The 22091-nt window shown below is 64.4% G+C and carries 29 protein-coding genes; 12 read left to right on the top strand and 17 right to left on the bottom strand.

Going from position 1 to position 22091, the window contains the following annotated elements; all coding sequences use genetic code 11:
• Window positions 1-295: 295 nt before the first annotated feature.
• Complete coding sequence (locus NKH71_RS14790; RefSeq protein ID WP_352481624.1) at window positions 296-1048, bottom strand: tryptophan 2,3-dioxygenase family protein; 753 nt, start codon at window positions 1046-1048, stop codon at window positions 296-298.
• Window positions 1049-1204: 156 nt separating this feature from the next.
• Between NKH71_RS14790 and NKH71_RS14785 the strand changes: the two genes are divergently transcribed.
• Complete coding sequence (locus NKH71_RS14785; RefSeq protein ID WP_031193729.1) at window positions 1205-1681, top strand: Lrp/AsnC family transcriptional regulator; 477 nt, start codon at window positions 1205-1207, stop codon at window positions 1679-1681.
• A 24-nt stretch (window positions 1682-1705) separates the two neighbouring features.
• Here the strand turns inward: NKH71_RS14785 and NKH71_RS14780 are convergent, their stop codons facing one another.
• On the bottom strand, window positions 1706-2179 hold the full coding sequence (locus NKH71_RS14780) for an Lrp/AsnC family transcriptional regulator (RefSeq protein ID WP_023718137.1): 474 nt from the start codon (window positions 2177-2179) through the stop codon (window positions 1706-1708).
• 111 nt (window positions 2180-2290) lie between these two features.
• Here NKH71_RS14780 and NKH71_RS14775 point away from each other — a divergent pair, with 111 nt between their 5' ends.
• On the top strand, window positions 2291-2857 hold the full coding sequence (locus tag NKH71_RS14775) for an RBBP9/YdeN family alpha/beta hydrolase (protein ID WP_023718136.1): 567 nt from the start codon (window positions 2291-2293) through the stop codon (window positions 2855-2857).
• A gap of 59 nt (window positions 2858-2916) precedes the next feature.
• Here NKH71_RS14775 and NKH71_RS14770 read toward each other — a convergent pair whose 3' ends face one another.
• From NKH71_RS14770 to NKH71_RS14750, 5 genes are all read right to left on the bottom strand, one after another.
• Entirely contained in the window at window positions 2917-3870 is a 954-nt protein-coding gene (locus NKH71_RS14770) for a prohibitin family protein (RefSeq protein ID WP_023718135.1), read from the bottom strand.
• A 150-nt stretch (window positions 3871-4020) separates the two neighbouring features.
• Complete coding sequence (locus tag NKH71_RS14765; protein WP_352481626.1) at window positions 4021-4728, bottom strand: GIN domain-containing protein; 708 nt, start codon at window positions 4726-4728, stop codon at window positions 4021-4023.
• A gap of 46 nt (window positions 4729-4774) precedes the next feature.
• Window positions 4775-5341, bottom strand: a complete 567-nt coding sequence (locus tag NKH71_RS14760) for a DUF1700 domain-containing protein (RefSeq protein WP_023718133.1) — start codon at window positions 5339-5341, stop codon at window positions 4775-4777.
• On the bottom strand, window positions 5338-5664 hold the full coding sequence (locus NKH71_RS14755; RefSeq protein ID WP_023718132.1) for a PadR family transcriptional regulator: 327 nt from the start codon (window positions 5662-5664) through the stop codon (window positions 5338-5340). The genes NKH71_RS14760 and NKH71_RS14755 overlap by 4 nt, the downstream gene beginning before the upstream one ends.
• Before the next feature lie 169 nt (window positions 5665-5833).
• The gene (locus tag NKH71_RS14750; RefSeq protein ID WP_023718131.1) at window positions 5834-6004 is read right to left on the bottom strand and encodes a hypothetical protein; all 171 of its coding nucleotides are present in this window, start codon (window positions 6002-6004) and stop codon (window positions 5834-5836) included.
• Between the two features lie 122 nt (window positions 6005-6126).
• On the opposite strand from NKH71_RS14750, the gene NKH71_RS14745 reads away from it, so the two are divergent.
• From NKH71_RS14745 to NKH71_RS14725, 5 genes are all read left to right on the top strand, one after another.
• Window positions 6127-6381, top strand: a complete 255-nt coding sequence (locus tag NKH71_RS14745; RefSeq protein WP_023718130.1) for a hypothetical protein — start codon at window positions 6127-6129, stop codon at window positions 6379-6381.
• On the top strand, window positions 6378-6686 hold the full coding sequence (locus tag NKH71_RS14740; RefSeq protein WP_023675703.1) for a hypothetical protein: 309 nt from the start codon (window positions 6378-6380) through the stop codon (window positions 6684-6686). The genes NKH71_RS14745 and NKH71_RS14740 overlap by 4 nt, the downstream gene beginning before the upstream one ends.
• A gap of 11 nt (window positions 6687-6697) precedes the next feature.
• Window positions 6698-6880 carry a DUF3606 domain-containing protein gene (locus NKH71_RS14735; RefSeq protein ID WP_023675702.1) on the top strand — a complete coding sequence of 61 codons (183 nt, stop codon included), beginning with the start codon at window positions 6698-6700 and terminating at the stop codon, window positions 6878-6880.
• Window positions 6881-7089: 209 nt separating this feature from the next.
• Window positions 7090-7287, top strand: coding sequence for a hypothetical protein (locus tag NKH71_RS14730; RefSeq protein WP_031193725.1), 198 nt, complete (start codon window positions 7090-7092; stop codon window positions 7285-7287).
• Between the two features lie 43 nt (window positions 7288-7330).
• Complete coding sequence (locus NKH71_RS14725) at window positions 7331-7942, top strand: hypothetical protein (protein WP_023718128.1); 612 nt, start codon at window positions 7331-7333, stop codon at window positions 7940-7942.
• A gap of 15 nt (window positions 7943-7957) precedes the next feature.
• On the opposite strand, the gene NKH71_RS14720 is transcribed toward NKH71_RS14725, so the two are convergent.
• A complete protein-coding gene (locus NKH71_RS14720; protein WP_023718127.1) occupies window positions 7958-8863 on the bottom strand; it encodes a S1C family serine protease in 906 nt (301 codons plus the stop codon).
• Between the two features lie 287 nt (window positions 8864-9150).
• Here NKH71_RS14720 and yghU point away from each other — a divergent pair, with 287 nt between their 5' ends.
• Window positions 9151-10038, top strand: coding sequence for a glutathione-dependent disulfide-bond oxidoreductase (gene yghU, locus NKH71_RS14715; protein ID WP_352788700.1), 888 nt, complete (start codon window positions 9151-9153; stop codon window positions 10036-10038).
• On the opposite strand, the gene NKH71_RS14710 is transcribed toward yghU, so the two are convergent.
• Both NKH71_RS14710 and NKH71_RS14705 read right to left on the bottom strand, forming a co-directional pair.
• Entirely contained in the window at window positions 9935-10828 is an 894-nt protein-coding gene (locus tag NKH71_RS14710) for a hypothetical protein (protein ID WP_352788702.1), read from the bottom strand. The two genes, yghU and NKH71_RS14710, sit on opposite strands and share 104 nt — an antisense overlap.
• A 377-nt stretch (window positions 10829-11205) precedes the next feature.
• Window positions 11206-12360 (bottom strand): KamA family radical SAM protein, encoded by a 1155-nt coding sequence (locus NKH71_RS14705; protein ID WP_502896979.1) that lies wholly within the window; start codon window positions 12358-12360, stop codon window positions 11206-11208.
• 424 nt (window positions 12361-12784) lie between these two features.
• Between NKH71_RS14705 and NKH71_RS14700 the strand changes: the two genes are divergently transcribed.
• Window positions 12785-13216, top strand: a complete 432-nt coding sequence (locus NKH71_RS14700) for an SAM-dependent methyltransferase (protein WP_352788704.1) — start codon at window positions 12785-12787, stop codon at window positions 13214-13216.
• A 48-nt stretch (window positions 13217-13264) separates the two neighbouring features.
• Here the strand turns inward: NKH71_RS14700 and NKH71_RS14695 are convergent, their stop codons facing one another.
• From NKH71_RS14695 to NKH71_RS14685, 3 genes are all read right to left on the bottom strand, one after another.
• Entirely contained in the window at window positions 13265-14887 is a 1623-nt protein-coding gene (locus NKH71_RS14695; protein ID WP_352788706.1) for an ABC-F family ATP-binding cassette domain-containing protein, read from the bottom strand.
• Window positions 14888-15049: 162 nt separating this feature from the next.
• Complete coding sequence (locus tag NKH71_RS14690) at window positions 15050-15601, bottom strand: isochorismatase family protein (protein WP_352788707.1); 552 nt, start codon at window positions 15599-15601, stop codon at window positions 15050-15052.
• Between the two features lie 159 nt (window positions 15602-15760).
• The gene (locus tag NKH71_RS14685) at window positions 15761-16666 is read right to left on the bottom strand and encodes a LysR family transcriptional regulator (RefSeq protein ID WP_352895139.1); all 906 of its coding nucleotides are present in this window, start codon (window positions 16664-16666) and stop codon (window positions 15761-15763) included.
• Window positions 16667-16766: 100 nt separating this feature from the next.
• On the opposite strand from NKH71_RS14685, the gene NKH71_RS14680 reads away from it, so the two are divergent.
• The 3 genes from NKH71_RS14680 to NKH71_RS14670 all read left to right on the top strand — a co-directional run bounded on the left by NKH71_RS14680 (window position 16767) and on the right by NKH71_RS14670 (window position 18307).
• The gene (locus NKH71_RS14680) at window positions 16767-17507 is read left to right on the top strand and encodes an SDR family oxidoreductase (RefSeq protein ID WP_352643618.1); all 741 of its coding nucleotides are present in this window, start codon (window positions 16767-16769) and stop codon (window positions 17505-17507) included.
• 34 nt (window positions 17508-17541) lie between these two features.
• Complete coding sequence (locus NKH71_RS14675; protein ID WP_292656388.1) at window positions 17542-17745, top strand: tautomerase family protein; 204 nt, start codon at window positions 17542-17544, stop codon at window positions 17743-17745.
• 97 nt (window positions 17746-17842) lie between these two features.
• A complete protein-coding gene (locus tag NKH71_RS14670) occupies window positions 17843-18307 on the top strand; it encodes a GFA family protein (RefSeq protein ID WP_352481634.1) in 465 nt (154 codons plus the stop codon).
• A gap of 39 nt (window positions 18308-18346) precedes the next feature.
• On the opposite strand, the gene NKH71_RS14665 is transcribed toward NKH71_RS14670, so the two are convergent.
• From NKH71_RS14665 to ku, 4 genes are all read right to left on the bottom strand, one after another.
• A complete protein-coding gene (locus NKH71_RS14665) occupies window positions 18347-19117 on the bottom strand; it encodes an exodeoxyribonuclease III (protein ID WP_352496062.1) in 771 nt (256 codons plus the stop codon).
• 9 nt (window positions 19118-19126) lie between these two features.
• Complete coding sequence (locus tag NKH71_RS14660; RefSeq protein ID WP_352496061.1) at window positions 19127-19771, bottom strand: alpha/beta hydrolase family protein; 645 nt, start codon at window positions 19769-19771, stop codon at window positions 19127-19129.
• Between the two features lie 215 nt (window positions 19772-19986).
• Window positions 19987-21081 (bottom strand): tetratricopeptide repeat protein, encoded by a 1095-nt coding sequence (locus tag NKH71_RS14655; protein WP_352481636.1) that lies wholly within the window; start codon window positions 21079-21081, stop codon window positions 19987-19989.
• Window positions 21078-21992 carry a non-homologous end joining protein Ku gene (gene ku, locus NKH71_RS14650; protein WP_352788712.1) on the bottom strand — a complete coding sequence of 305 codons (915 nt, stop codon included), beginning with the start codon at window positions 21990-21992 and terminating at the stop codon, window positions 21078-21080. Before ku ends, NKH71_RS14655 begins: the two co-directional genes overlap by 4 nt.
• Window positions 21993-22091 lie beyond the last annotated feature (99 nt).

The raw sequence follows: 22091 nt of genomic DNA, 5'->3' as shown, positions 1-22091 counted from the left end.
CCGCCGCTCCGCTAAACACGGGGGCTGCGCGGCGGACACGCCGACGTCACAGCTACTGCCACGCCATTTTTGCAGAACTTGACGCACACAACTATCCCCCGCAAACAAGCGAACAACCGCCGCAACCCCGCCGCCGCAAGCTTTTGCTCATGACTGCGCAACAGGTCCACAAGGGGAGAAGGTGGCCGCTCACGGGTCTTGCCTCCGGCAAGCCCGAGGACAGGCTCCGCGGCCGGATGAGGGGGACTCCCTATCGATTGCCTGCCTTTACTAGGGCGAGGAACCAGGTTCAGGACTACCCCACCTTGGCCCCCGGCTTGCTGATCGGCTCCCGTATCGTTCCATACTGGCTGCCCCAGCGGTCGGTCATCGCCCAGCGTATGTCCCAGAGCTCCGGGAAGAAGCGGTGGCGGGCGCCGGCCTCCAGCAATTCGACCGGCCGGCCCTTCAGCGATTTCGCGCCGAGGCCGATCGTGCGGTGGATGAGGTAGAGGTGGTTGGCGCGGAATTTCTGGAACAGCTCGTCGAACTCGACCAGCGCTTCGGCAACGACATAGCTGTCGCCGTGATCGTAGCCGGCATCGTAGACGTCCTCGACCGAGAGCCCGCGGCCATCGAGGTAGGACGCCTTGAAGGCCCGCCACAGATCGGGCGGCAGCCGCAGCAGCTGCTTGAAGCCCGGCGATTCCTGGCCGCTGCCATTGCCGAGCTGCAACCGGATCTGCTGGTATTCCTTGGGCGACATGGTTTCGAGCAGGTCGAGCTGCGCCGTCATCATGCGCATCAGCCGGTGCACGCGCCCCATCAGCGTAACGATGCGATGCGTGTCCTGCTTTTCCAGGAAATCGACGACGTCGACCAGCGTATAGGCGATGAGCTTCATCCACAGTTCCTCGACCTGATGCACGATCTGGAACTGCAGCTCGTCGGCATTGACCATCTCGGCCAGCGGCTTCTGGCAGGCGAGCAGCCTGTCGCATTTGAGGTAGACGCCATAGTCGCGCATCTCAGGCGTTTCGATGCGGGCATAATAGTCCTGCTTGTCCATGGCCATGCTCCTTGCCCCGGCCGTCGGGCCGCAGGCGCTTGTTGGGTCCCGGTCCCCGAGTCTAATCGCTTTCTTGCCGAACATTGTCCCTTTCTGTTATTCGGCTGGCGGGAAACAAAGGACAAAAACTGCATCTGAAGCGGAAGGAAAGAACGAATGCTGCTGGATGCGGTCGACCGGAAGATCGTCGCGGCGCTCGAACGCGATGCCCGCATCTCCTTTGCCGCGCTCGCCGACGAGGTTGGCCTGAGCAAGACGCCGTGCTGGAAGCGGGTCAAGGCGCTGGAGGACGCCGGCGTCATCCGCGGCTACTCGACCCGCATCGACCCGGCCAAGCTCGGCTTCGGCATCGAAGCCTTTATCCAGGTGTCGATCGATTTCGAGCTGTCGGACGCCTTCGAGGCGGCGGTGCAGAAGCATCCGCTGATCCGCCGCTGCCACGCCACGACAGGCGAGGCCGACTATCTCCTGCAGATCGTCACCGTCGACATGATGGCGCTCGACAGGATGCTGCGCGAGGAGCTCAGCCGGTTACCCGGCGTGCGGCGCACGATTACCTCGATGGCGATGCGCGAGATCAAGGGCGGCATCTCGTTCGCCAATGCCGTCGGGCATACGCAGACAAAGCGATAGACGGGCGGCGGGGCGGCGCCCCGGTCAGGCCCTCGTCACCAATTCGCGCCCCAGCCGCTTCGGTGGCTCGGCGCGCAGAACCACATTTGTCGTCACCGTGCCGTAGTGGCCGATGCTGTCGACGATGCTTTCAAGGTCGGGCGGTGACGGGACTACGACTTTGACCAGAAAACAGTCCTCCCCGGTCACGCGCAGCACCTCGATCACCTCCGGCAACTGGGCGAACTTCTTCAGGCAGGCCTGGATATGCTCATGCGTGGTGCGCAAGCGGATGACCGCCATGGTGCCGAGCCCGAGCGCTGCCGAATTGATCACCGCCTTGTAACCGGTGATGACGCCGCGCTCCTCCAGCCGCTTCACCCGTTCCGAAGCGGCGGGCTGGGACAGGCCGACGCGGCGGCCAAGCTCGGAGATGCCGATGCGGCCATCCTCCTGCATGATCTCGATGATCGCCAGATCGGTGGGATCGAGCCTTGGCCGATAATCGCCGTTCCGCATGATCACCTTTAATCCATCGGATTTCTTCGCTGCTTTCCGATGATCTCTCATTCCGCCGCCTGGGAGAAGACCTAGAATTGCGCGCGTTGCATCAGGAGAGAAGGGCTTCGCATGACCGAATTCATCATTGTGCCGGGCATCGGCGGATCGGGCAAAGCCCACTGGCAGACACGTTGGCAACAGGCGGACCTGGCGATGCGGCGGTTCAGCCCGGCGAGTTGGGACGCGCCGGACTTCGACGACTGGGTGGCTGCGCTGGAAGCCGCTGTAGGCCCGGCAAGGACACCACCGGTGCTCGTCGCCCATAGCCTCGGCTGCCTGCTGGTCGCGCACTGGCAGCGGATCTCGCCCCGCGAGGTCGGCGGCGCGTTGCTGGTTGCGGTTCCGGACCCTGCGTCGCCGGCCTTCCCCTCCTCCGCCCGCGCCTTCGCCGAGACACCGCAACAACGGCTTCGCTTTCCTTCGCTGATTGTCGCCAGCACCAACGATCCCTACGGCTCGCTGGACTATGTCAGGGCAAAATCCGAGCGCTGGGGCAGCGATCTCCATATCGCCGGACCGCTTGGCCACATCAATGGCGACAGCGGGCTCGGCGACTGGCCGGCGGGAATAGAGCTGCTGACGGCTTTTCTCGGGCAAACGCAAGCAAGCGCCCGAGGCGCCGTGCTTCAGCCGTGACCGCATCAGGACGGCTACCGCGCCGCCGCCCTGACCTGGTTGCGCCGCGATGCCGCGCCTCAGTTCGATGCTGCGGCCGGCGAGCTGAGTTCGAGGAACGGTACGGTTGAGCCCGGGATCATCGACTTCGGCAATTCCCCGTTCCATCTCTCCGCCTTGGTCAGTTCGACCAGCAGCGGATTGTTGGCGATTGCGGCGGCGCGGGCCTTGATGGCTTCCGCGGTCGCCTCGCCTTCGATCCTGGTCTTGTAGGCGCTGGCTTCGGCTTCGGCCTTGACGCTGTCGGCGCGGCCCTTGGCCTGGGTGACGGCGATGTCGGCCTTGATCTTTTCCTGCTGCAGGTTTTGTTCCTGCTTCTGCACCTCGACCTGCGCCGTCATCCTGGCTTCGACCGCCTGCTCGTAGGCGTCGGAGAAGTCGATGTTCTCGACCTGCACGCTGTCGATCATCACCGGGCCATCGGTTACCGCCGCAATGGCCTCGGCGACGTCCTTGTTGAACTTCGCCCGGTTCTGGATCACCGACACCGCGTCGTACTGGCCGAACACCGTCTTGATTTCCTGCGGTGCTTTCCTGGCGATGACACGGTCGGCCAGTGCCTCGATCGACCCGTAATTGGTGTAGACGTTGCTGACTTCGGCGGCCGGCACGTGGAAATTGACGGTGACGCGCATGTCCGCCGGCTGCTGGTCGCGCGAATAGGCCTGCATGGCCGGCAGGCCGCTGCAATCGTTCTGGTTCTCGCAGCCCCATTTGAGCACCTGCTGGCGCAGGCTGATCTTCTCGACGCGCTGCAGCCATGGCAGCTTGAAATGCAGCCCGGGATCGACGACCGAGCTCAGCGCCCCGTTGGTCAAGAGCACGCCGCGGTCGCCCTGGTCGATCGTGTACCAGGATCCCAGGAGCGCAAAGACGCCGAGCGCCACGATGACGAGGGCGATCAGGCCGGAACCGATCGACGCCGTCCCCGGCTTGCCCTGCGGACGGCCCGAATTGCCTTGCGTATCGGTCATTGCCCCACCCCAACTTGATTGCCCGTGCTGGTTTTGCCCACAATAGTGGCGGCATTGCAATCCTCTGGACATGGAAGGATGTTCGCGCCGGCCGGTCGGACCGGCCGGGTGGTTCGGCCGGCCAGGGCAATTCCCTACGCCGAAATTGCTTTACGGCACCTGCGTAATGCTGCCGCTGCCTCTGACCTCCGAACGCCGCATGGTCGGGTGCCCATAGACGTCGACGTCACCGCTGCCGGAAATCGTGACGTCCGCATACGCTTGTGCGGTAATCTCCGCATCGCCGCTGCCGCGGATCTCGATCCGCGCGGATTGGGCGATAAGGTTCCTGAGCCGGCCGGTGCCCGAACCGCGGATATCCAGATCGACCGTCTGGGCGGTTCCGGTTGCGGTAACGCTGCCGCTGCCGCGGATGTTCAGCTGCAGCCCGGGCTGATTGATCTGCGACAGGGCAAGGTCGCCGCTGCCGACCACTTTCCAGTCTGAAATTGCCGGCCCCGACACGCTGACATCGAACCGGGACGCGAACCAGCCCGGTTCGCAATCCAAGGTGAGCCTGCTGCCTTCCATCCGCACATGGTCGATCAGGGTCGACTCGCCGCTGACGACGGCCTCGGCCTTGTCACCCGGCTGATAACGGACTGAAGCCGGCAAAGCGATCGTGAAACTGCCGTCGTTGCGGAACGGCAGCGTGACCTCTTTTCTGGTCGATGTGGTTGCTCCGCAGGTGGATTGTCCGCCAATCCATGAACCCCCGGCGTTGATCCAGTCCGGCCCGGCCAGCCCGATGCCGACGGCCAGGAAGAGCGCGGCGCCGGCCAGTCCCGCCGCTGCGACGAATGCCAGTTTTCCAGTCATGGTCCGTTTCCTTCAACGTGATGACAAATTGCGATCTTGGCACCGCTCAAGCCTGGTTGCGGTCCGGGTGGGTCAGACGGGAATGCATCCGGGCATAGCGCCCGAAGACCTGTATGCCGGCGCTCGACCCCAGCAACAGCAGGGCGCCGCCGCCGAGGAACCCGCACACCAGTCCGGCGCCGATGAAGACGCGGCCAAGCATCGCCGTGAGCGTGCCGCCGGGCTCGAACAGCAGCGTGGTCAGAATGATCTTGATGCCCAGCGCACCGATGGCGACAAGCGTGATGCCAAGGCCGAGCGCAAGCACGACCGCGGTGATGAGCAGCGGCAGCAGGAAGACGATGTCGACGAAGGCAAGGCCGGCAAGCGCGAACGTCGCCGCCAACATGTTCGACACGCTCCAATGAGTTTCAAAACGGCGCAGCCCAGCTTCGGCGCGGAGTTCGCGGGCAAGCCTGGCCGGGTCACCCAGGGCCGCCGCGACCTCCGCTTCGCTGCGGCCCGAGGCATCGGCGAAATGGGCGGCGTAGTCGCCAATAATATCCTCGATCTCCTGAGTTGGCAGGCCGGCGAGCCCCAGTCTCAATTTTCGCAGGAAGGCATCCCTGGTCATGGCAAATCCTCAAGAAGTTTGTCGACTGCGCCCGCGAGCGAGCGCCAGTCGCGGCGATGAGCTTCGAAAGCCTGCTGGCCGAGCGGCGTGAGCCGGTAATATTTGCGCGGCGGCCCGCTGCTCGACTCGACGATGCGGGTGGCGACGAGGCCGTCATTCTGCATCCGCCGCATCAGCGGATAGATCGTGCCTTCTCCCATGTTCACAGCGGCGACCAGCGTGCTGGCGATCTCGTAGCCATAGCTTTCGCCCCGCGACAGCACGGCCAGGACGCACAACTCGAGAGCGCCTTTTCGCAACTGCACCTGGATCGAGTCGGTCATGCGTAACTTCCAATTCAATGGCTGTATATAACACGCTACCTGTTTATGCAAGGTAGCGATTGGTAGCTCGCCATCAGGCTAGGCGGACAATGGAGATTGGCTTTGAAAACCGTTTGTCTGTTTGACGCAGTTTCGGACGGAAAACCGCCGACACTTTTCTGGAACCGCTTTAGCGGACTTCCACTCCAGCCGCAGCGTCGCGCTGGTAGGCGTTGCCTGACGCGTCCTTCTGCCGTTCGGCATCGCTTTTGCGCTTCGGGCAATCCTCGTAATTGTGGTCGCGCCCACCGCAGTAGGAGCAGCATTTTGCCGGCGCGTCGGAGCGAAGCATCGTTGGCATGCACAAGAATGCACGAAAACCCGACAGATTGCTAAGGCTGCGGCACCGGCAAGGTCGATTTCGCCACGGAACCGCTGCCGTCGCATGAAAGTTATCTGCTCATTGCAACCGGAGCACAGGACATGGCCGACGACCAGAACCGCTACGAGACCGGAGCGAGGAAATATCCGGCAAAGACGAGCCCCGACGCGGCCGACGAATTCTCGCAGGATGCGGCCGGCAACAAGCCACCTCCCGGCGGCATGGGATTGACCAGGCCGGCTGACGATTTCGACGACAAGACCCGGCATTCGGAGGGCCAGAACCCGCCGCGCGCAGCGATCCGTCCAGACGGCAAGGCTACCGTCAAGAAGCCCGGCAAGGACGCAAGACGATGAACGTCGCCAATCTCCAGCTCGAAGGACTGATGATGGCAATCGCGGCCGTCAACAACGCGCTGGTCCACAAGGGCCTGTTATCGGTCGACGAAGTCGACATGGCGTTGCGCCGGGCCGAGGCGGCGATGACCAGCGACGAGCGTCTCTATGAAGACATGTCGCCGTCCAACCGCGACGCCGTCTGCTTTCCGCTCAGGCTGCTGCAGGCGGCCAACAATGCCCAGGGCGAAACCGGCGTGCCGTCCTTTGCCGAACTGGCCAGGATGGTCGGCCGGACCAAGGAGCCCTATAACGACCAGATGTGATGGAGGACGCCATGGCCGACGACAAATCCAAGACCAAGCAGGATCGCAAACTGGTCTCCGGCGAAGAGCCATACGAGGTCGCTGCGTTTGCCCGCAAATACGGCATACCGCAAAGCGAGGCCGCGACCATTATCAAGCGCTACGGCCCCTCGAGGAGGAAGCTCGACGCGCATATGGCGAGCCGCAACGCCTGATCCACGTTGGCGGCCGGCGCCGCTCACGCCAGAAGCGTCCCTGCCCTGCCGCCTTGTCGAGATCCGCCCCGCCGGGCGGCCTGCTGTGTGTCAGGCTCGCCGCTGCGGGATTCAACGCCTGGTTTTGATAGCCGTGGAATACTCTCGCGGCGCAACAACTCATTTACCTCGACACTGTACCAGTCCGGTGAGCAAAGCCGGGGGGTCGGATGCAGGAACAACTATTGCGCTACGAATGTGTCTTGGAGCCGAACGGACGATGGATGGTGTGGGACATCGTTCACGATCTGCCGGCGCAATTTTCGCAGATCGCGCTGATCGGCCTGAGCCGTCGTGAAGCGGTTTCGCTCTGCCGGCTGCTCAACGAGACGAGCCGTTCCGAGACGCGGCAGAGCCGGGCCTCCTGAGAATCGCGTGCGTCTCAGGCCTGCCCAAGCTCGGGGGATTTACATGCGATCGACAATATTCGGTCTGGTCCTGTTGCTGCCGGCCGCCGCCCTGGCGGAGCCGATCGAGACCCAGAAGATCATCACGGCGGCGACCGGCGACTGGAACGGCGATGGCGCCGCCGATCTGGCGATGATCGTCGAGACCGAGCCCGGCTATTCCATGGACCTGCATTTGTTCCTCAGGGACCGCGACGGCAATTTTCTCAGGCCTGCCGGGGTCGTGCATGAACAGATTTACGCGGAATGGAAGGACTACGACCGGCCAGGCCCCGCCACATCCGACGCCGAGCCCGAACTCACCGCGCTCCCCAACGGCTCGATCAAGCTCTATATTCCGGCGATGGAGATCGGCAGCGAGCGGACCAACAAGACGCTGACGCTCGCCTGGCGCAACGGCACGTTCGTCGTCGCCGGTTTCGCCTACGAATATTGGGATTACATGGACGACAATGTTGCCGGCGACTGCGACTACAATGTGCTGACCGGCAAGGGCAAAAGCAGCAAGAAGCTGGCGGACGGCACCACCAGGCACGCGACCGTATCGGTCGAAGGCAAGGTCATCCCGTTCGCGGAGTGGACCCCAGGCACTGGCTTCAGCGCTTGCGGAGCGTGAGAGGTTTCGGTTGCCTCACTGCAGCGGCGGCTTCCACAGCAGGCTGTTGCGATCGGCGGATTTGACGCGCAGCCAGGTTTCGCGGCCGTCGCGCAGCACGCGGATCGGGATCTCGGCGCCCGCCGGGCCGCTCTTCCACAGCTTGCGATAAAAATCGGCGAGCCCGTCGACCGCCGCGTCGCGGACATCCGAGATGACGTCGCCCTGGCGTAGGCCCGCCTGGGCGGCCGGGCCGCCCTCGGCGACGCTCATCACCACGACCTTGCCGTCGCTCTCGGCCGAGAAGGCGCCGAGCCACGGCCGCGGCGGCCTGGCGACCTGGCCGCGCGTCAGGAGATCGTCGAGGATAGGCGGCAGCAGATCGATCGGCACCACCATGTTGATGTCGGCGACCTCACCGTTGCGGCTCATCTGCAGGCGCAGCGAACCGATGCCGAGCAGCCTGCCATCCGCGCCGATGAGGCCGGCGCCGCCCCATGAGGGGTGGGCCGGCGCCGTGAAGATCGCTTCGTCGAGCAGATATTCCCAATAGCCGGCGAATTCCTGTTTGGTGACGATCTGCGCCCGCACCGAGCGGCCGACGCCGTCGGCGAGCACGACGGGATCGCCGATCTTCGCCCTGGACGCATCACCGAGCGCAATGGCGGGCAGTCCGAGCGGCGCCAGCGCCTGCACCAGGCCGAAGCCCGATTCCTGGTCGTAGGCAAGCGCATGGGCGGGCACCACGCGGCCGTCCTGGTCGGCCAGCCAGACCTCCTCGGCCTCGGTGATGAGATAGCCGATGGTGAGCACCAAGCCGTCGCCGCGGATGACCACGCCGCTGCCTTCGCGGCGGGTGCCCAGCGCGTCTGCCGTGAAGGCGTCTTCGGGGACGGTGGCGCGGACGGCCACGATGGATCGCAAAAGGGGCTCGATATTCATGCTTTGGTTCCTGGCAATGTTCGCAGGCTGATATGAGGTTCGCAGGCCGATATGGGCTATAGGTATGGCGCAGGTGACCAGGCGCAAGAGGCGGCGCCGGCTTTGGTGTGGACCGGCGCCTCGCCGTTGGCGCCGGGGTTTTGCAACAGCGCCGGCCGCCCTATCTGTACCTACGGCTATCCGAAGCTGTCCTATGCAAAGTTCCTCCTCCATCACCCAAGTTGATACCCTGAGATCCTCCCCAATCCTTCCAATCCCCAATCCTTCCAATCCAAAGGCCTCCCGACATGAACGACTACACAACGGACCAATATACGCCGCCAAAAGTCTGGACCTGGAACAAGCCAAATGGCGGCGCTTTCGCCAGCATCAACCGGCCGATCGCCGGCCCGACGCATGACAAGGAACTGCCGGTCGGCAAGCATCCGCTGCAGCTTTATTCGCTGGCGACGCCGAACGGCGTCAAGGTGACGATCATGCTGGAGGAGCTTCTGGCGCTCGGCCACAGCGGCGCCGAATACGACGCCTGGCCGATCAGGATCAATGACGGCGACCAGTTCGGCAGCGGCTTCGTCGAGGTCAACCCCAACTCCAAGATCCCGGCCATGATGGACCGCAGCGGCGAAAAGCCGATCCGCATCTTCGAATCCGGTTCGATCCTGCTCTATCTCGCCGAAAAATTCGGCGAATTCCTGCCGACAGAGCAGCCGGCTCGTGCCGAAACCCTGTCATGGCTGTTCTGGCAGATGGGGTCGGCGCCCTATCTCGGCGGCGGCTTCGGCCATTTCTATGCCTATGCGCCGATGAAGATCGAATATGCCATCGACCGCTTCGCCATGGAGACCAAGCGGCAGATGGACGTGCTTGACCGGCGCCTGGCCGAAAGCGAGTATTTAGGCGGCAGCGACTACACGATTGCCGACATCGCGGTGTGGCCCTGGTATGGCGGCCTGGCCAAGGGCCGCATGTATGATGATTCCGGCGAGTTCCTGCAGGTGGAAGAGTACAAGAACGTGCAGCGCTGGGCCGACGCCATCGACGCCCGGCCGGCGATCAAGCGCGGCCGCATGGTCAATCGCACCTTCGGCGAGCCTTCGATGCAGCTGCACGAGCGCCATGACGCCAGCGATTTCGAGACGAAGACGCAAGACAAGCTCGAGGCGGCCAAAAGCTAAGCGGATGCCACGCCGATCTCCCCCTCGTGGGGGAGATTGGCAGCTTCGGCTGGCTCGCCTCCACCGCCGCCATCCACAGCCGGTCGATATCGGCCAGGAATTTCTCGTCGAGCTTGTCGAGGTGCTTCCAGTACATGCCGTCCTCGAAGAAATAGCCGAGTTCCTTCTCGATCCTGTCGGCCTCCTCCGCCTGATCGAGTTGCAGGCCGGCAAGCATCTCCGCCTTCATTTCCGAAAGCTGCGAGGAAGACAGCGCGCCGAGCTCGTCGAGCGTCAGCCGCGGGAAGATCAGCCGGCTGCGCGGCAGGTCGGATAGGTTGACGCACAGGCACCCGCGCCGGAGCGCATGGATGAGCAGGCGGGCCGACTTCGCCTCGAGGTTGCGCAGCGTGACGTCGTTGCGCAAAGGGTCGGCGCGGCCGACGCCGTAAAAATGCGTGTTGCCGGGCTGGTCGTAGATCATGTCGCAGCCAAGGAATGCCAGCACGTCGGGCTTCTGGCTGTGGATCGTCCAGTAGGCCGCCGTCATCGACATGGTGCCGCCGGCATAGACGAAGCCGCCAAAGCTGTTTTGCGCCGGAACGTAATGCGAGGCGCTGAAGATCTGCGCCTGCTGCAGGGGATCGCCTTGCGGCATCCGCTCCGCCGGGAAATCGCCGGCATGGACGAGGAAATCCCAGTCGGGGCGCACGCGCCAGGCATTGTTGATGGCGACGATCTTGCCGAAGGCCTGCTTGGGCCAGGCCGCGCAGCGCACCACATCGGGGGCGCTGCCGATCAGCAGAATCACGTTTGGCGTTCCGTCGATCACCATACCCCCTCTCGACCGACCGAAATGCATCTCAAGGCCGCCCGGTTGAACGGCTTTATAGCCTCAACGCCGCATCGAAACACCAGCCGGATTTAGGCTGACATCAACAAAAGGGAGCTTTGCCAGCCGGTTGTAAAGTGTGGCCTCAGGCACCGTCGTACAAGCAGGAGGCAGGTTTTCCCGCTAGCCCAAAACCGACGATATGAGTTGGGCGATATATATTAGTTGACTAAACTAGCGGAACGTCCAATGCACATTCCCAGAACCGAACATGTCCTGTCTAGACCATGATATCTATATGGGACATTACTACATAAGCTGAACGCGACCTCGACGGTTCGGTGGCTGCGCGTCCCCTACTCCCCAGCAACCTCCCTGTACGCCCTCACAACCCCATCAAGCCCACGTATCTGCCACGTCTCCCCGTCCCGCGCCTCGAGATAGGACCGGCCGAGCGGCACTTTCCCTCCGCCGTCCGGCAGGTCCAGCACATAGACGGGGTTGCAGATGCCCGACAGGCGCGCACGCAAGGCGCTGACCAGCGCCTGGCCCTCGGCGATCGTGGTGCGCCGGTGCGCCATGCCGCGCGCGAGATCGCCGTGGTGCAGGTAATAGGGTTTGACGCCAAGGCGGTACATCAGCTCGCGGCACAGCTCTTCCAGCACCTCGACCGTGTCGTTCACGCCTTTCAGCAGAACGCTCTGGTTCAGCAGCACGAAGCCGCCCTGCCTTAAAGTACGGCAGGCCCGCTCGGTCGCCTCGGTGATCTCGCGCGGATGGTTGAAATGGGTGACGACCGTGACCATCAGCCGGCCCTGCAAGGCTTGAACCAGCCCGCCGGTGACGCGCGAGGGCAGCGCCACGGGCACGCGGGTGTGGATGCGCAACAGCCGCACATGCTGGATCGCCTCGACGCGGGCGCGGATTTCCGTCAGCGCCTTGTCCGGCAGGGAGAGCGGATCGCCGCCGGTCAGAATCACCTCGCGGATTTCCGGATGGGACTCGATGTAGGCGAACGCCGGCTCCAGCGCCTCGCGCGAAAAACCCCGGCCGATCGAGGTCAGCGACTCCTTGCGAAAGCAGAACCGGCAATAGACCGCGCATTGATAGGTCGGGAACAGCAGAACCCGGTCGGCATGGCGATGCGTCAATCTCGGCACCGGACTGAAGGCGTGGTCGGCGATCGGATCGTCGAGCTCGCCCTCCTGCTCCGTCAGTTCATTGGGCGACGGGATGACCTGAAGCCGTATCGGATCGGCCGGGTCGCTCCAGTCGATCAGGTCGAGATAGGCCTTGGGAATGCGAACCTTGTGACGCATGGCCGCGGCTTCGGCCGCCGCGCGCTCGGCAGGCGACAGCGGCAGGGAATCCAGATCGCCTATGTGCCGCACGCCCTCGCGAACATCGTCCTGCCATGCGGCATCCGCCTCGTCGGCACGCTCGTCATCGGCTGTCATGCCGGCCGCATCGACGGCCATGCTGGCGTCGGGGATGTCGGGATGTGAGGTCATGGAGGCTCCTTGAATTCGGGCTGGGTACAGCATTGGAGCCACGACTTGAAGGCAATAAGCGGTGTTGGGCCGGTTGGAGTGCGCGGCCAGGAGGCGGCGGCCGTCCACTGATCAGAAACCAACGTCCCGCCCGCTGACGCATAACATTAGCTTGCTCTTATATTAGCTTGAGCGTATACACATAAACGGCCGGTAATCTACCCCCCACCGGTTAGGCTCGGCGCCAGTCCCTCCCTACCCCTCAGGTCAACGACGCCGGGCCGCTCGGCCGCCGCAATTGAGGCGACCGACCAGTTCTCTTCGATGTTGATCATGTCCCTCCTCGACCCGGCAGCTGGGTGAATGCATCGGCGATGTCCGCGTCTCTTCCCGTCGCCGGCCGCGGTCGCTAATCTCGGATCGCGAAAAAGCTGGAGAACAGGGAATGGCGAACGACTTGTCGCCAAGGCTTTTGGCGATCATCAACGCGCTGCCTTTGCGGCCGGGCATGCGCGTGCTGGAGATCGGCTGCGGACCAGGTGCTGCGGCGCGCGAGATCGCGCGCCGGATCGGCGGCGGGCATGTGCTGGCGATCGATCGCTCCGCCAAGGCCATCGCACAGGCCGGAGCCGCCTCGCGCGCCGAGATTGCGGCAGGCCGGTTGAGTCTTCGCCAGGTCGCGATCGAAGATTTCGAGTTGGAGGCCGACGAGAAGCGCTTCGACATTGCCGTTGCGGTGCGCGTCGGCGCGCTGGACGGTCGTCATCCCGAAGCGGGAAAAGTCGCCCTGCAACGGCTCGGCGCTGTGTTGACCGCGCAAGGCCGGCTGTTCATCGACGGCGGCGATCCGCTGCGCGAAATTGCGATACACGGCTGAACAGCTCGTGCTTAGCCTCCGGAATCGAGCGGCAGCTGGGTCCGCGCCTCAGCTCCTCAACCCCGGCGCCTCCTGCCCGGTGCGCTCGACATACTCCGTATAGCCGCCGCCATAGGTATGAATCCCCTCGGGTGTCAGTTCCAGAACGCGATTCGACAGCGCCGCCAGGAAATGGCGATCATGCGAGACGAACAGCATGGTCCCCTCGTACTGCGACAGTGCCGTGATCAGCATCTCCTTGGTGGCGATGTCGAGGTGGTTGGTCGGCTCGTCCAGCACCAGCAAATTGGGCGGGTCGAACAGCATCAGTGCCATCACCAGCCGTGCCTTCTCGCCGCCCGACAGCACGCGGCATTTCTTCTCGATCTCGTCGCCGGAAAAGCCGAAGCAGCCGGCCAGCGCCCTGAGCGGCGCCTGGCCGGCCTGCGGAAACGCGTCTTCCAGCGTCTGGAACACGGTGCGCTCGCCCTCCAGCACTTCCATGGCGTGCTGGGCGAAATAGCCCATCTTGACGCTCGGGCCGCGCGCCACAGTGCCATTGTCCGGCTCGGAAGCGCCAGCCACCAGCTTCAGCAGCGTCGACTTGCCGGCGCCGTTGACGCCCATGATGCACCAGCGCTCGCGGCGGCGCACCTGAAAATCCAATCCCTCGTAGATCGAGCGGCTGCCATAGCCCTTGTGCACGTTCTTCAGCGTCACCACGTCCTCGCCGCAGCGCGGCGCCGGCTGGAAATCGAACGACACTTTCTGGCGCCGCTTGGGCGGCTCGACCCGGTCGATCTTGTCCAGCTTCTTCACCCGGCTCTGCACCTGGGCTGCATGCGAGGCACGTGCCTTGAAGCGCTCGATGAAGGCGATCTCCTTGGCCAGCATCGCCTGCTGGCGCTCGAACTGCGCCTGCTGCTGCCGATCGGCAATCGCCCGCTGCTGCTGGTAGAATTCGTAGTTGCCGGAGTAAGCGGTCAGCGAACCGCCGTCGATCTCGACCACCTTGTTGACGATGCGGTTCATGAACTCGCGGTCGTGCGAGGTCATCAGCAGCGCGCCGTCATAGTTCTTCAGGAACTGCTCCAGCCAGATCAGGCTTTCCAGGTCGAGATGGTTGCTCGGCTCGTCGAGCAGCATGGCGTCGGGCCGCATCAAAAGTATCCTGGCCAGCGCGACGCGCATCTTCCAGCCGCCGGAGAGTTTCCCGACGTCGCCGTCCATCATCTCCTGGCTGAAGCCGAGCCCGTCCAGCACCTCGCGAGCCCGCCCATCCAGCGCATAGCCGTCGAGCTCCTCGAAGCGGTGCTGCGCCTCGCCGTAGCGGGCGATGATCTCGTCCATCTCACCGGCGCGACCGGGGTCGCCCATGGCGTGCTCGAGCTCGCGCATCTCGGCCGCCACTTCGCTCACCGGCCCGGCGCCGTCCATCACTTCGGCAACGGCGCTGCGGCCTTCCATGTCGCCGACATCCTGGCTGAAATAGCCGATGGTGACGCCGCGATCGACCGAGACCTGGCCCTCGTCGGGCTGCTCCTCGCCGTTGATCATGCGAAACAGCGTCGTCTTGCCGGCGCCGTTAGGCCCGACCAGCCCGACCTTCTCGCCCTTCTGCAACGCGGCGGAGGCTTCGATGAAGACGATCTGCCGGCCGTTCTGCTTGCTGATGCTTTCGAGACGAATCATGGTTTTCCGGGAAAGGCCAAAGGAGCGTTCCCGCGCCAATACGCGATAGGCCGCGCTTGCGGAAGCCCGCAAGTGGTGAGGTGCCCCGCGCCAAATTGTCTGAACCCGCCAGTTTCTTCCCGGCTGGATCAGGCTTTGACGGCGTAGGGATGAGCCGGCGGATCAGCTATCGGTCAGGGCTTTTGTCGTCACCAGTTTAACCCCGGTGGCGGCAAATGCCGCATTGTGCCGGGCGATGATCTCCGCGGCCGTCTCGCTGGCGGCGTCGAGCGTGCTGTGGGCGTCGGAAACCACGGTGACGCCCAGGCCCGCTGCAAAGGCGCCCTTCACCGTGGCCGCCACGCAGAAATCGGTCTGCGCGCCGATGAGAACGACCTCGCCGGCGCCCTGCCCGGCCACCCATTCTGCAAGGGCTGCATTGCTGAACGCATCGCCGACACGCTTGGCGAAAGTCGGCTCGTCCTCGGCCTGGCCGAGCGCCGGCCACACCGGCCAGCCCGGCTCACCCGGCGCCAGAGGATCGCCCTGCGGCCCATCATGCCGGACGAAGGCGACTTTGCGCCCGTTGCGCCGTGCCCACTCGATCACCGCGCGGCTGCGGGCAACCACGCCGTCGGCATCATGAATCGGCGGCTCGGCAACGCCGTCGAACATGCCGGTCTGAAGGTCGATCACGATGAGCGGTGCGGTGGCCGCGGGGCTGGTCCCTGACATGGATGCGAGCATAGCGTGGGTGGTAGGTGGGTCAAGGATGCTCGGCGCCGCCGTTGAAGCCGCCGATCTCCCCCCTCGTGGGGGAGATGTCCGGCAGGACAGAGGGGGGCGTGAAGTATCGCGGCCCTTCGCAAAGTAGCCCGGCGGCCCCGGTGCATTTCACACCCGGCCCGATGTCCCATCCTCGCCAAAAATCCCGGTCACCCAGTCGATGAACACGCGTACCCGCGGCGCGAGCTGGCGGTTCTGCGGGTAGAGCGCCGACAGCGGTGTCGGCGACGGCGGGTACTCCGGCAGCACTTCGACAAGCGTGCCGCGTGCGAAATCCCCGGCGAAGCGGTAATGCGGCGCCTGCACTAGGCCGAAGCCAAGGCGCGCCAGCTCCGCCATCGTGTCGGAGCCGTTGACCGTCACCCGGTTGGGCAGGCCGACATAGCGCAACGCGCCGCCGACGGTGAATTCGAGCGGCATGACCTCACCGGTTCGCGACGAGCGGAAGCCGACCATAAGATGGCCTTCGAGACCGTCGGGGGTTGCCGGCATGCCGTGCTTTTCGAGATAGGCGGGGCTGGCGCATGTGACTTCGCGCAATGTTGCCACCCGCCGAACGATCATGCCGCTGTCGGCCTGTTCGCCGGAACGCAGCACGCAGTCGATGCCCTCGCGCACCAGATCGACCAGCCGGTCGCCGTCGCCGATATGCAGGTCGATCCCGGGGTAGCGGTCGAGGAACTCGGAGAGCCGCGGCAGGATGAAATGACGGGCCATGAAGCCGTGCACGTCGATCCTCAAAAGGCCCTGCGGCTGCGCCGATTGAAAGCCGGCCTCGGCATCCTCGACATCGGCAAGGATGGCGAGGCAGGGCTGGTAATAGGCCTGGCCGTCCAACGTCGGGGTGACATGGCGCGTGGTGCGTTCGAGCAGCCTCACCCCCAGCCGCGCCTCTAGGTCCTTGATCGCCTCGGTGGCGGTCGATCGCGACATCGAGAGATCGGCGGCAGCCGCGGTGAAGCTGCCGCGCTCGATCACACGGGCAAGCAGGCGCATCCGGTCGAGACTGTCCATCGCCATTGTTCGCCATATCCGAATGGTGTTGGCAAGTCCCGAGCGATTATCCCGCAGGATTTATCGCCTATTTTCAGCCGACAAGAATTGGAGAGCTGACATGACTGCGCGGAATGGAAAGGTGGCGTTGGTGACCGGCGCCTCGAAGGGTATCGGTGCCGAAATTGCCAGGCGCCTGGCACGCGACGGCTTTTCGGTCGTCGTCAACTATGCCAGAGGCGCAGAAGCCGCCGAAGGCGTGGTGCGCGAGATCGAGGCGGCAGGCGGCACGGCGATCGCAGTTCAAGCCGATGTCGGTGATCCCAAGGGGGTCGCGCATCTGTTCGACGCAGCCGAGCAGGCCTTTGGCGGCCTCGACGTGCTGGTCAACAATGCCGGCATCATGAAGCTCGCGCCGATCGCGCAGACGGACGACGCCGGTTTCGAGCAACAGGTCGCGGTGAACCTCGGCGGCGTCTTCCGCGGCATGCGCGAGGCCGCAAGGCGGCTGCGCCAGGGCGGCCGCATCATCAGCTTCTCGTCCAGCGTGGTCGGGCTCTACCAGCCGACCTACGGTGTCTACGCTGCCACCAAGGCCGGCGTCGAGGCGATGACCCATGTGCTGGCCAAGGAACTCGGGCCGCGCGGCATCACCGTCAATGTCGTGGCGCCGGGGCCGGTGGCCACCGAACTGTTCCTCGGCGGCAAGTCCGAGGCACTGGTCGAAACGATCACCAGGATGATCCCGCTCGGGCGGCTCGGCCAGCCCGCCGACATCGCCGGCGTGGTGTCGTTCCTCGCCGGACCGGACAGCGGCTGGGTCAACGGCCAGGTGCTGCGCGCCAATGGCGGCACGGTCTGACTTTACCTCCAACAATCAACAGGAAATCGACATCATGCCGTTTGCAAATTTCAAGGTGCCTGAGCGCGCGCTGTCCGCCGGACAGAAGGAGGACCTCGTCCACAAGACCACAGCCCTGTTCGTCGAGATGTTCGGCGAAGGCGTGCGCCCCTACACGATGGTGCTGATCGAAGAGGTCGCCGATGGCGGCTACGGCCGCGCCGACGTGGTGTTCACGATTCCTGGGGGAAGGACGTGAAGCTGCCGATCTCCTCTCTTCTGGGACCCTCAAGGGTGAGATTGCAGCTTGGCGGTCGCGCGCTAGATCGCTGGCAGAGGCTAAGGCGAGGCCAGCGATGGACGATTGGAAGCTACCTTGGGACGGCGGTTGCTTGTGCGGTGGAATACGCTTTCGCATCAGCGCGCCGCCCTTGCTGACGACGGCGTGTCACTGTACCGGCTGCCAGAAGCTGAGCGCCAGCGCGTATTCCCTGACCATCGCCGTGCCCAGCGACGGTTTCGCCATAACGCAAGGCGAGCCGGTGGTCGGCGGCCTGCACGGCCCGCACCGGCAGCTCTATTGCCCGCACTGCAAGAACTGGATGTTCACGCGTCCGCATGGCCTGGATTTCCTTGTCAACGTGCGCGCGACCATGCTGGACGAGCACCATTGGTACGTGCCCTTCGTCGAAGTCTTCACTTCGGAAAAGCTGCCCTGGGCTTCGACCGCCGCTACCTACAGTTTCGCTACTCAGCCCGACCTTGAGGGATACGCCCCTTTGATCGAGGCGTTCGCCCGCGAAGCGGCGCGGCCAACCTGACTGGTTGCCGCCCGGAAAGGCGGCGCCAGCTTTCGTGCCTCACTTCAACTCCAGCCAGACCGGCGCGTGGTCGCTGGCGCCGACCTCGCCGCGCACGTCGCGGTCGATGCCCGCCGCTACCAGCCGGCGCGACAGCTTCTTGCTGAGCAAGATATGGTCGAGCCGCAGGCCGGCATCGCGCGGCCAGCGATTGCGGCGATAGTCCCAGAATGTGTAGAGCGTCTCCGTCGGGTGCTTCTTGCGCAGCGCATCAAGCCAGCCCTGGTCGAGCAGCCGCTGGAACGATGCCCGGCTTTCCGGCTGCACCAGCGCGTTGTCGTCATAGGAGCGGGTCGGGTAGATGTCGCGCGGCTCGGGCACGATGTTGTAGTCGCCGGCCAGCACCACCGGCAGGCCGGTGTCGAGCAACTGCGCCGCATGCGTCTCCAGCCTTTCGTGCCAGGCCAGCTTGTACTGGAATTTCGGGCCGGGCTGCGGATTGCCGTTCGGCGCGTAGAGGCAGGCGACGACGATGCCGTTGACCGCCGCTTCGATGTAGCGCGCCTGCTGGTCGCCGTCGTCGCCGGGCAGCGCCTCGCGGGTCAGCACCGGCTCCGAGCCACGCGAAAGGATGGCGACGCCGTTCCAGGTCGGCTGCCCGACCCACACCGCCCCGTAGCCGGCCGCCGCAAGCGCGGTGCGCGGAAACTGCGTCTGCCTGGCCTTGAGCTCCTGCAGGCAGGCGATGTCGGGTTTGGCGGCGGCCAGCCATGCGAGCAGGTTTGGCAGCCGGCCGTTGATGTTGTTGACGTTGAAGGTGGCGATCTTCATCGGCCTGCTTCAGCGCACGATCCGTTCGGTCCACGCCTTCACTGCATCAGCCAGCGTCTTCAGATGATCGGCGGTGGAGAAGCCGGAGATGTTTTTGCGCGGCTTCAGATCATGGTCGCCGTCTTCCAGCCAGAAGATCTCGATTGCGTCGGACAGAGCATAGGTCGCGACCTCGTCTTTGGTCCCGAACTCGTCGCGCGTGCCCTGGAAGACCAATGTCGGCGTCTTCAGATCGGCGAGATGCTTCGTCCGAAGCTGTGTCGGTTTGCCCGGCGGATGGAAGGGATAGCCAAGGCAAAGCAGGCCCGAGATCTCGCCCTTCGAAAACATCTCCTCGGCGATCATCGAAGCGACGCGTCCGCCCATCGACTTGCCGCCGATGATCAGCGGACCCTTCACGCCCTTCGCCCGGAGGTCGGCGATTGCCTTGACGTATTCGGGGTTCACCGTCTCGGCGCGCGGCGGCGGCTTGCGATGGCCGTAGCGGCGGGCCGCCATGTAGTGGAACTCGAAGCGCGCAACGCGGAAGCCAGCCTCGGCCAGCGCTTTTGCCGTCGCGGTCATCGAGGGCGAATCCATCGGCGCCCCGGCGCCATGGGCGAGCAGGATGGTGATTGGGGCGGTGTCGGGGCCGTCGAAGAGGAAGGTCGTCATGGGGTGGCCCGCAGATGAAGGCCGAGTTCCTTCGCACCCCCCTCTGTCCCGCCGGACATCTCCCCCGCAAGGGGGGAGATTGGATGTCGCCATCGCTTTCGCCAATCACCAACGTTGGAAGGCGGGCGGTAAGGAGAAGCTGCCGATCTCCCCCCTTGCGGGGGAGATGTCCGGCAGGACAGAGGGGGGTGTTCAAGCGCAGGCATTGGATTACCTCACCCCGCCGACATCCGCGCCAGCTGCAAATCGACGAACTGGATACCCTTGGCCGCCATACGTGCCCATTCGGAATCCGCGTCGAGTTCGAGGTAGCGCGCCCAGTTCCGCCGCGCTTCGGCTAGATTGCCGGCGTCGAACTCCAGCCTCGCAAGGTTGAACACCGCATCGGCGTACTTCGCATCTAGCGAAATCGCCTTCAGCAGATGCCGCCGAGCCGACGCCACCCGCCCCTCTTCGCTCATCAGCCCGGCCAGATTGAACCATGCCTCGACGAACACCGGGTCGCACTTGATGGCGCGGGCATAGTCGTGCGCCGCCTCGGCCGCGTGGCCGGAGGCGCGCAGGCAGTTGGCGCGGTTGAAGGCGGCGATGGCATCGCTCGGGTCGATGGCTAGGCAGCGCTGGTAGAGTGCCGCGGCCTGCTCGTGGTCTTCAGCCTCTTCCGCCGCCTCGGCATCGGCGAACAGCTCTTCCAGCGTGTCGTCATCCTGCGTTCCCAGATCGAACAGCAGCTGGCCGTTGACTTCGCTCTGGCCGCCCTCGAGATAGATCGCGTCGGCCCGCCCGTGCTGCGAGCCGACATTGAGCGATTTGGCGGTGAGCGAGGCGATCGGGCCGGAGCGATGCACCGACCGCACGATCGCCCCCCATGAGGCGCCGCCGGCGACCAGCCCGGCATATTTGCGGGCGAGGATCAGGTCGCGGAAGGAATACGGTTCGCAATCATGCTCGAAGGCGTCGAACAGCGACAAAAGGTCGAGATCGGCGCCGGTCAGCCGCGACTGATCGATCAGCGACTGCCGCGACAGCGTCGAGGCTTCCGGTGCCTTCATCAACCCGAGCAGCCGCAGGAAGCCGTTCTCGCTGACCAGCCTGCGCCCGGCTGCACGTTCCGCAGCGACGCGGCGCTCGATCTCGATGTCGCCGGCCCTGGCGAGCAACATGCGGCCCAACACGACATGCGTGGTGCGCCGAGTGACGCCGCGCCGCAACTGGCCGTGCTGGCGCGCGACCTCGCGCGCCGCCAGCCTGAGCGGAAAGGCCGCCAGCGCGCCGACGATGCCGAAGACCGTGCCGGCAAGAGCCGTCACGCCTTGCTCTTGCCGACGGCTTTGAGAAGGTTCGCCTTGAGCGGGTTTTCCTTGGCCGCGCCAGCGCCGGCCTTGGCGGATTTCGCCGCATGCTTGGCCGTTTCATCGGCCTTGCTCTTCGATTTGGCCGGCGGCTTGGCCGATTGCGACAGGCTCGCCTTCAGCGCATCCATGAGATTGATGACGTTGCCGCGCTCAGGCGCCGCCGCGATGATCGGCTTGTGGCCCTTGAGCTTCTCGCGGATCATCGTCATCAACGCGATCTCGTAGCGGTCCTCGTAATTCTTCGGATCGAAGGTGGTTTCCTTCTGCTTGATCAGCGCTTCGGCCAATTGCAGCATTTCCGGATCGGGGTTTCCGGCCGGGATATTGCCGAAATATTCAGCCGTGCCACGCACTTCGTTCGGATTCCTCAAGGTGCAGACGAACATGCCGTTCTCGCGCGCGCCGATCGTCACCACGCGCTCGCGGCTGGACAGCACGAGGCGGGCGATCGCCAGCTTGCCGGATTTGCGCATCGCTTCGCGCAACACGGCAAAGGTCTCCTCGGCCATTGCGCCATCCGGCGCCAGGTAATAGGGCGCGTCCTGGTAGATGACGTCGACCGAACGCTCGTCGACAAAGGCCTCGATGTTCATCGTATGGTTGGATTCGATGCGCACCGCGTCGAGATCGGTATCGTCGATGATGATGTATTGCTTGTCCTCGTATTCGTAGCCCTTGACCAGGTCCGAACGCTCGACCAACCCGAGTTCAGGGTCGACCGGCTTCATGTTGATGCGGTTGTGCGTCTTCTTGTGCAGCTGGTTGAAGCTGATGCGCTCGCTGGCACTGGTCGCCGGATAGAGCCGGACCGGACAGCTGACCAGACTGAGCTTGAGGTAACCTTTCCAACTTGCCCTGGGCGCCATGAAATACTCCTACGCGGCCTTGTGCTGTCGAACTGTTCGCAGCGCTGTTTCGTCCGGAGGACGAATGCGGCTGCCGAAATCCTACATTGCCCCTTACAA

Source organism: Mesorhizobium sp. M0983 (genome assembly GCF_040318975.1).
Taxonomy (GTDB): domain Bacteria; phylum Pseudomonadota; class Alphaproteobacteria; order Rhizobiales; family Rhizobiaceae; genus Mesorhizobium.
This window is presented reverse-complemented; position numbering and strand designations above follow the sequence as displayed.

What these genes read in the sequence shown, in the direction of transcription:
- NKH71_RS14730 (WP_031193725.1), top strand. Translation starts at nt 7,090, where the DNA reads ATGCAGGAACAACTATTGCGCTACGAATGTGTCTTGGAGCCGAACGGA.
- NKH71_RS14690 (WP_352788707.1), bottom strand. Translation starts at nt 15,601, where the DNA reads ATGTCAGGGACCAGCCCCGCGGCCACCGCACCGCTCATCGTGATCGAC.
- NKH71_RS14695 (WP_352788706.1), bottom strand. Translation starts at nt 14,887, where the DNA reads ATGATTCGTCTCGAAAGCATCAGCAAGCAGAACGGCCGGCAGATCGTC.
- NKH71_RS14765 (WP_352481626.1), bottom strand. Translation starts at nt 4,728, where the DNA reads ATGACTGGAAAACTGGCATTCGTCGCAGCGGCGGGACTGGCCGGCGCC.
- NKH71_RS14705 (WP_502896979.1), bottom strand. Translation starts at nt 12,360, where the DNA reads ATGACCTCACATCCCGACATCCCCGACGCCAGCATGGCCGTCGATGCG.
- NKH71_RS14685 (WP_352895139.1), bottom strand. Translation starts at nt 16,666, where the DNA reads ATGGACAGTCTCGACCGGATGCGCCTGCTTGCCCGTGTGATCGAGCGC.
- NKH71_RS14775 (WP_023718136.1), top strand. Translation starts at nt 2,291, where the DNA reads ATGACCGAATTCATCATTGTGCCGGGCATCGGCGGATCGGGCAAAGCC.
- yghU (WP_352788700.1), top strand. Translation starts at nt 9,151, where the DNA reads ATGAACGACTACACAACGGACCAATATACGCCGCCAAAAGTCTGGACC.
- NKH71_RS14785 (WP_031193729.1), top strand. Translation starts at nt 1,205, where the DNA reads ATGCTGCTGGATGCGGTCGACCGGAAGATCGTCGCGGCGCTCGAACGC.
- NKH71_RS14745 (WP_023718130.1), top strand. Translation starts at nt 6,127, where the DNA reads ATGGCCGACGACCAGAACCGCTACGAGACCGGAGCGAGGAAATATCCG.
- NKH71_RS14780 (WP_023718137.1), bottom strand. Translation starts at nt 2,179, where the DNA reads ATGCGGAACGGCGATTATCGGCCAAGGCTCGATCCCACCGATCTGGCG.
- NKH71_RS14670 (WP_352481634.1), top strand. Translation starts at nt 17,843, where the DNA reads ATGGACGATTGGAAGCTACCTTGGGACGGCGGTTGCTTGTGCGGTGGA.
- NKH71_RS14750 (WP_023718131.1), bottom strand. Translation starts at nt 6,004, where the DNA reads ATGCCAACGATGCTTCGCTCCGACGCGCCGGCAAAATGCTGCTCCTAC.
- NKH71_RS14720 (WP_023718127.1), bottom strand. Translation starts at nt 8,863, where the DNA reads ATGAATATCGAGCCCCTTTTGCGATCCATCGTGGCCGTCCGCGCCACC.
- NKH71_RS14700 (WP_352788704.1), top strand. Translation starts at nt 12,785, where the DNA reads ATGGCGAACGACTTGTCGCCAAGGCTTTTGGCGATCATCAACGCGCTG.
- NKH71_RS14725 (WP_023718128.1), top strand. Translation starts at nt 7,331, where the DNA reads ATGCGATCGACAATATTCGGTCTGGTCCTGTTGCTGCCGGCCGCCGCC.
- NKH71_RS14735 (WP_023675702.1), top strand. Translation starts at nt 6,698, where the DNA reads ATGGCCGACGACAAATCCAAGACCAAGCAGGATCGCAAACTGGTCTCC.
- NKH71_RS14790 (WP_352481624.1), bottom strand. Translation starts at nt 1,048, where the DNA reads ATGGACAAGCAGGACTATTATGCCCGCATCGAAACGCCTGAGATGCGC.
- NKH71_RS14770 (WP_023718135.1), bottom strand. Translation starts at nt 3,870, where the DNA reads ATGACCGATACGCAAGGCAATTCGGGCCGTCCGCAGGGCAAGCCGGGG.
- NKH71_RS14760 (WP_023718133.1), bottom strand. Translation starts at nt 5,341, where the DNA reads ATGACCAGGGATGCCTTCCTGCGAAAATTGAGACTGGGGCTCGCCGGC.
- NKH71_RS14660 (WP_352496061.1), bottom strand. Translation starts at nt 19,771, where the DNA reads ATGACGACCTTCCTCTTCGACGGCCCCGACACCGCCCCAATCACCATC.
- NKH71_RS14675 (WP_292656388.1), top strand. Translation starts at nt 17,542, where the DNA reads ATGCCGTTTGCAAATTTCAAGGTGCCTGAGCGCGCGCTGTCCGCCGGA.
- NKH71_RS14755 (WP_023718132.1), bottom strand. Translation starts at nt 5,664, where the DNA reads ATGACCGACTCGATCCAGGTGCAGTTGCGAAAAGGCGCTCTCGAGTTG.
- ku (WP_352788712.1), bottom strand. Translation starts at nt 21,992, where the DNA reads ATGGCGCCCAGGGCAAGTTGGAAAGGTTACCTCAAGCTCAGTCTGGTC.
- NKH71_RS14680 (WP_352643618.1), top strand. Translation starts at nt 16,767, where the DNA reads ATGACTGCGCGGAATGGAAAGGTGGCGTTGGTGACCGGCGCCTCGAAG.
- NKH71_RS14740 (WP_023675703.1), top strand. Translation starts at nt 6,378, where the DNA reads ATGAACGTCGCCAATCTCCAGCTCGAAGGACTGATGATGGCAATCGCG.
- NKH71_RS14665 (WP_352496062.1), bottom strand. Translation starts at nt 19,117, where the DNA reads ATGAAGATCGCCACCTTCAACGTCAACAACATCAACGGCCGGCTGCCA.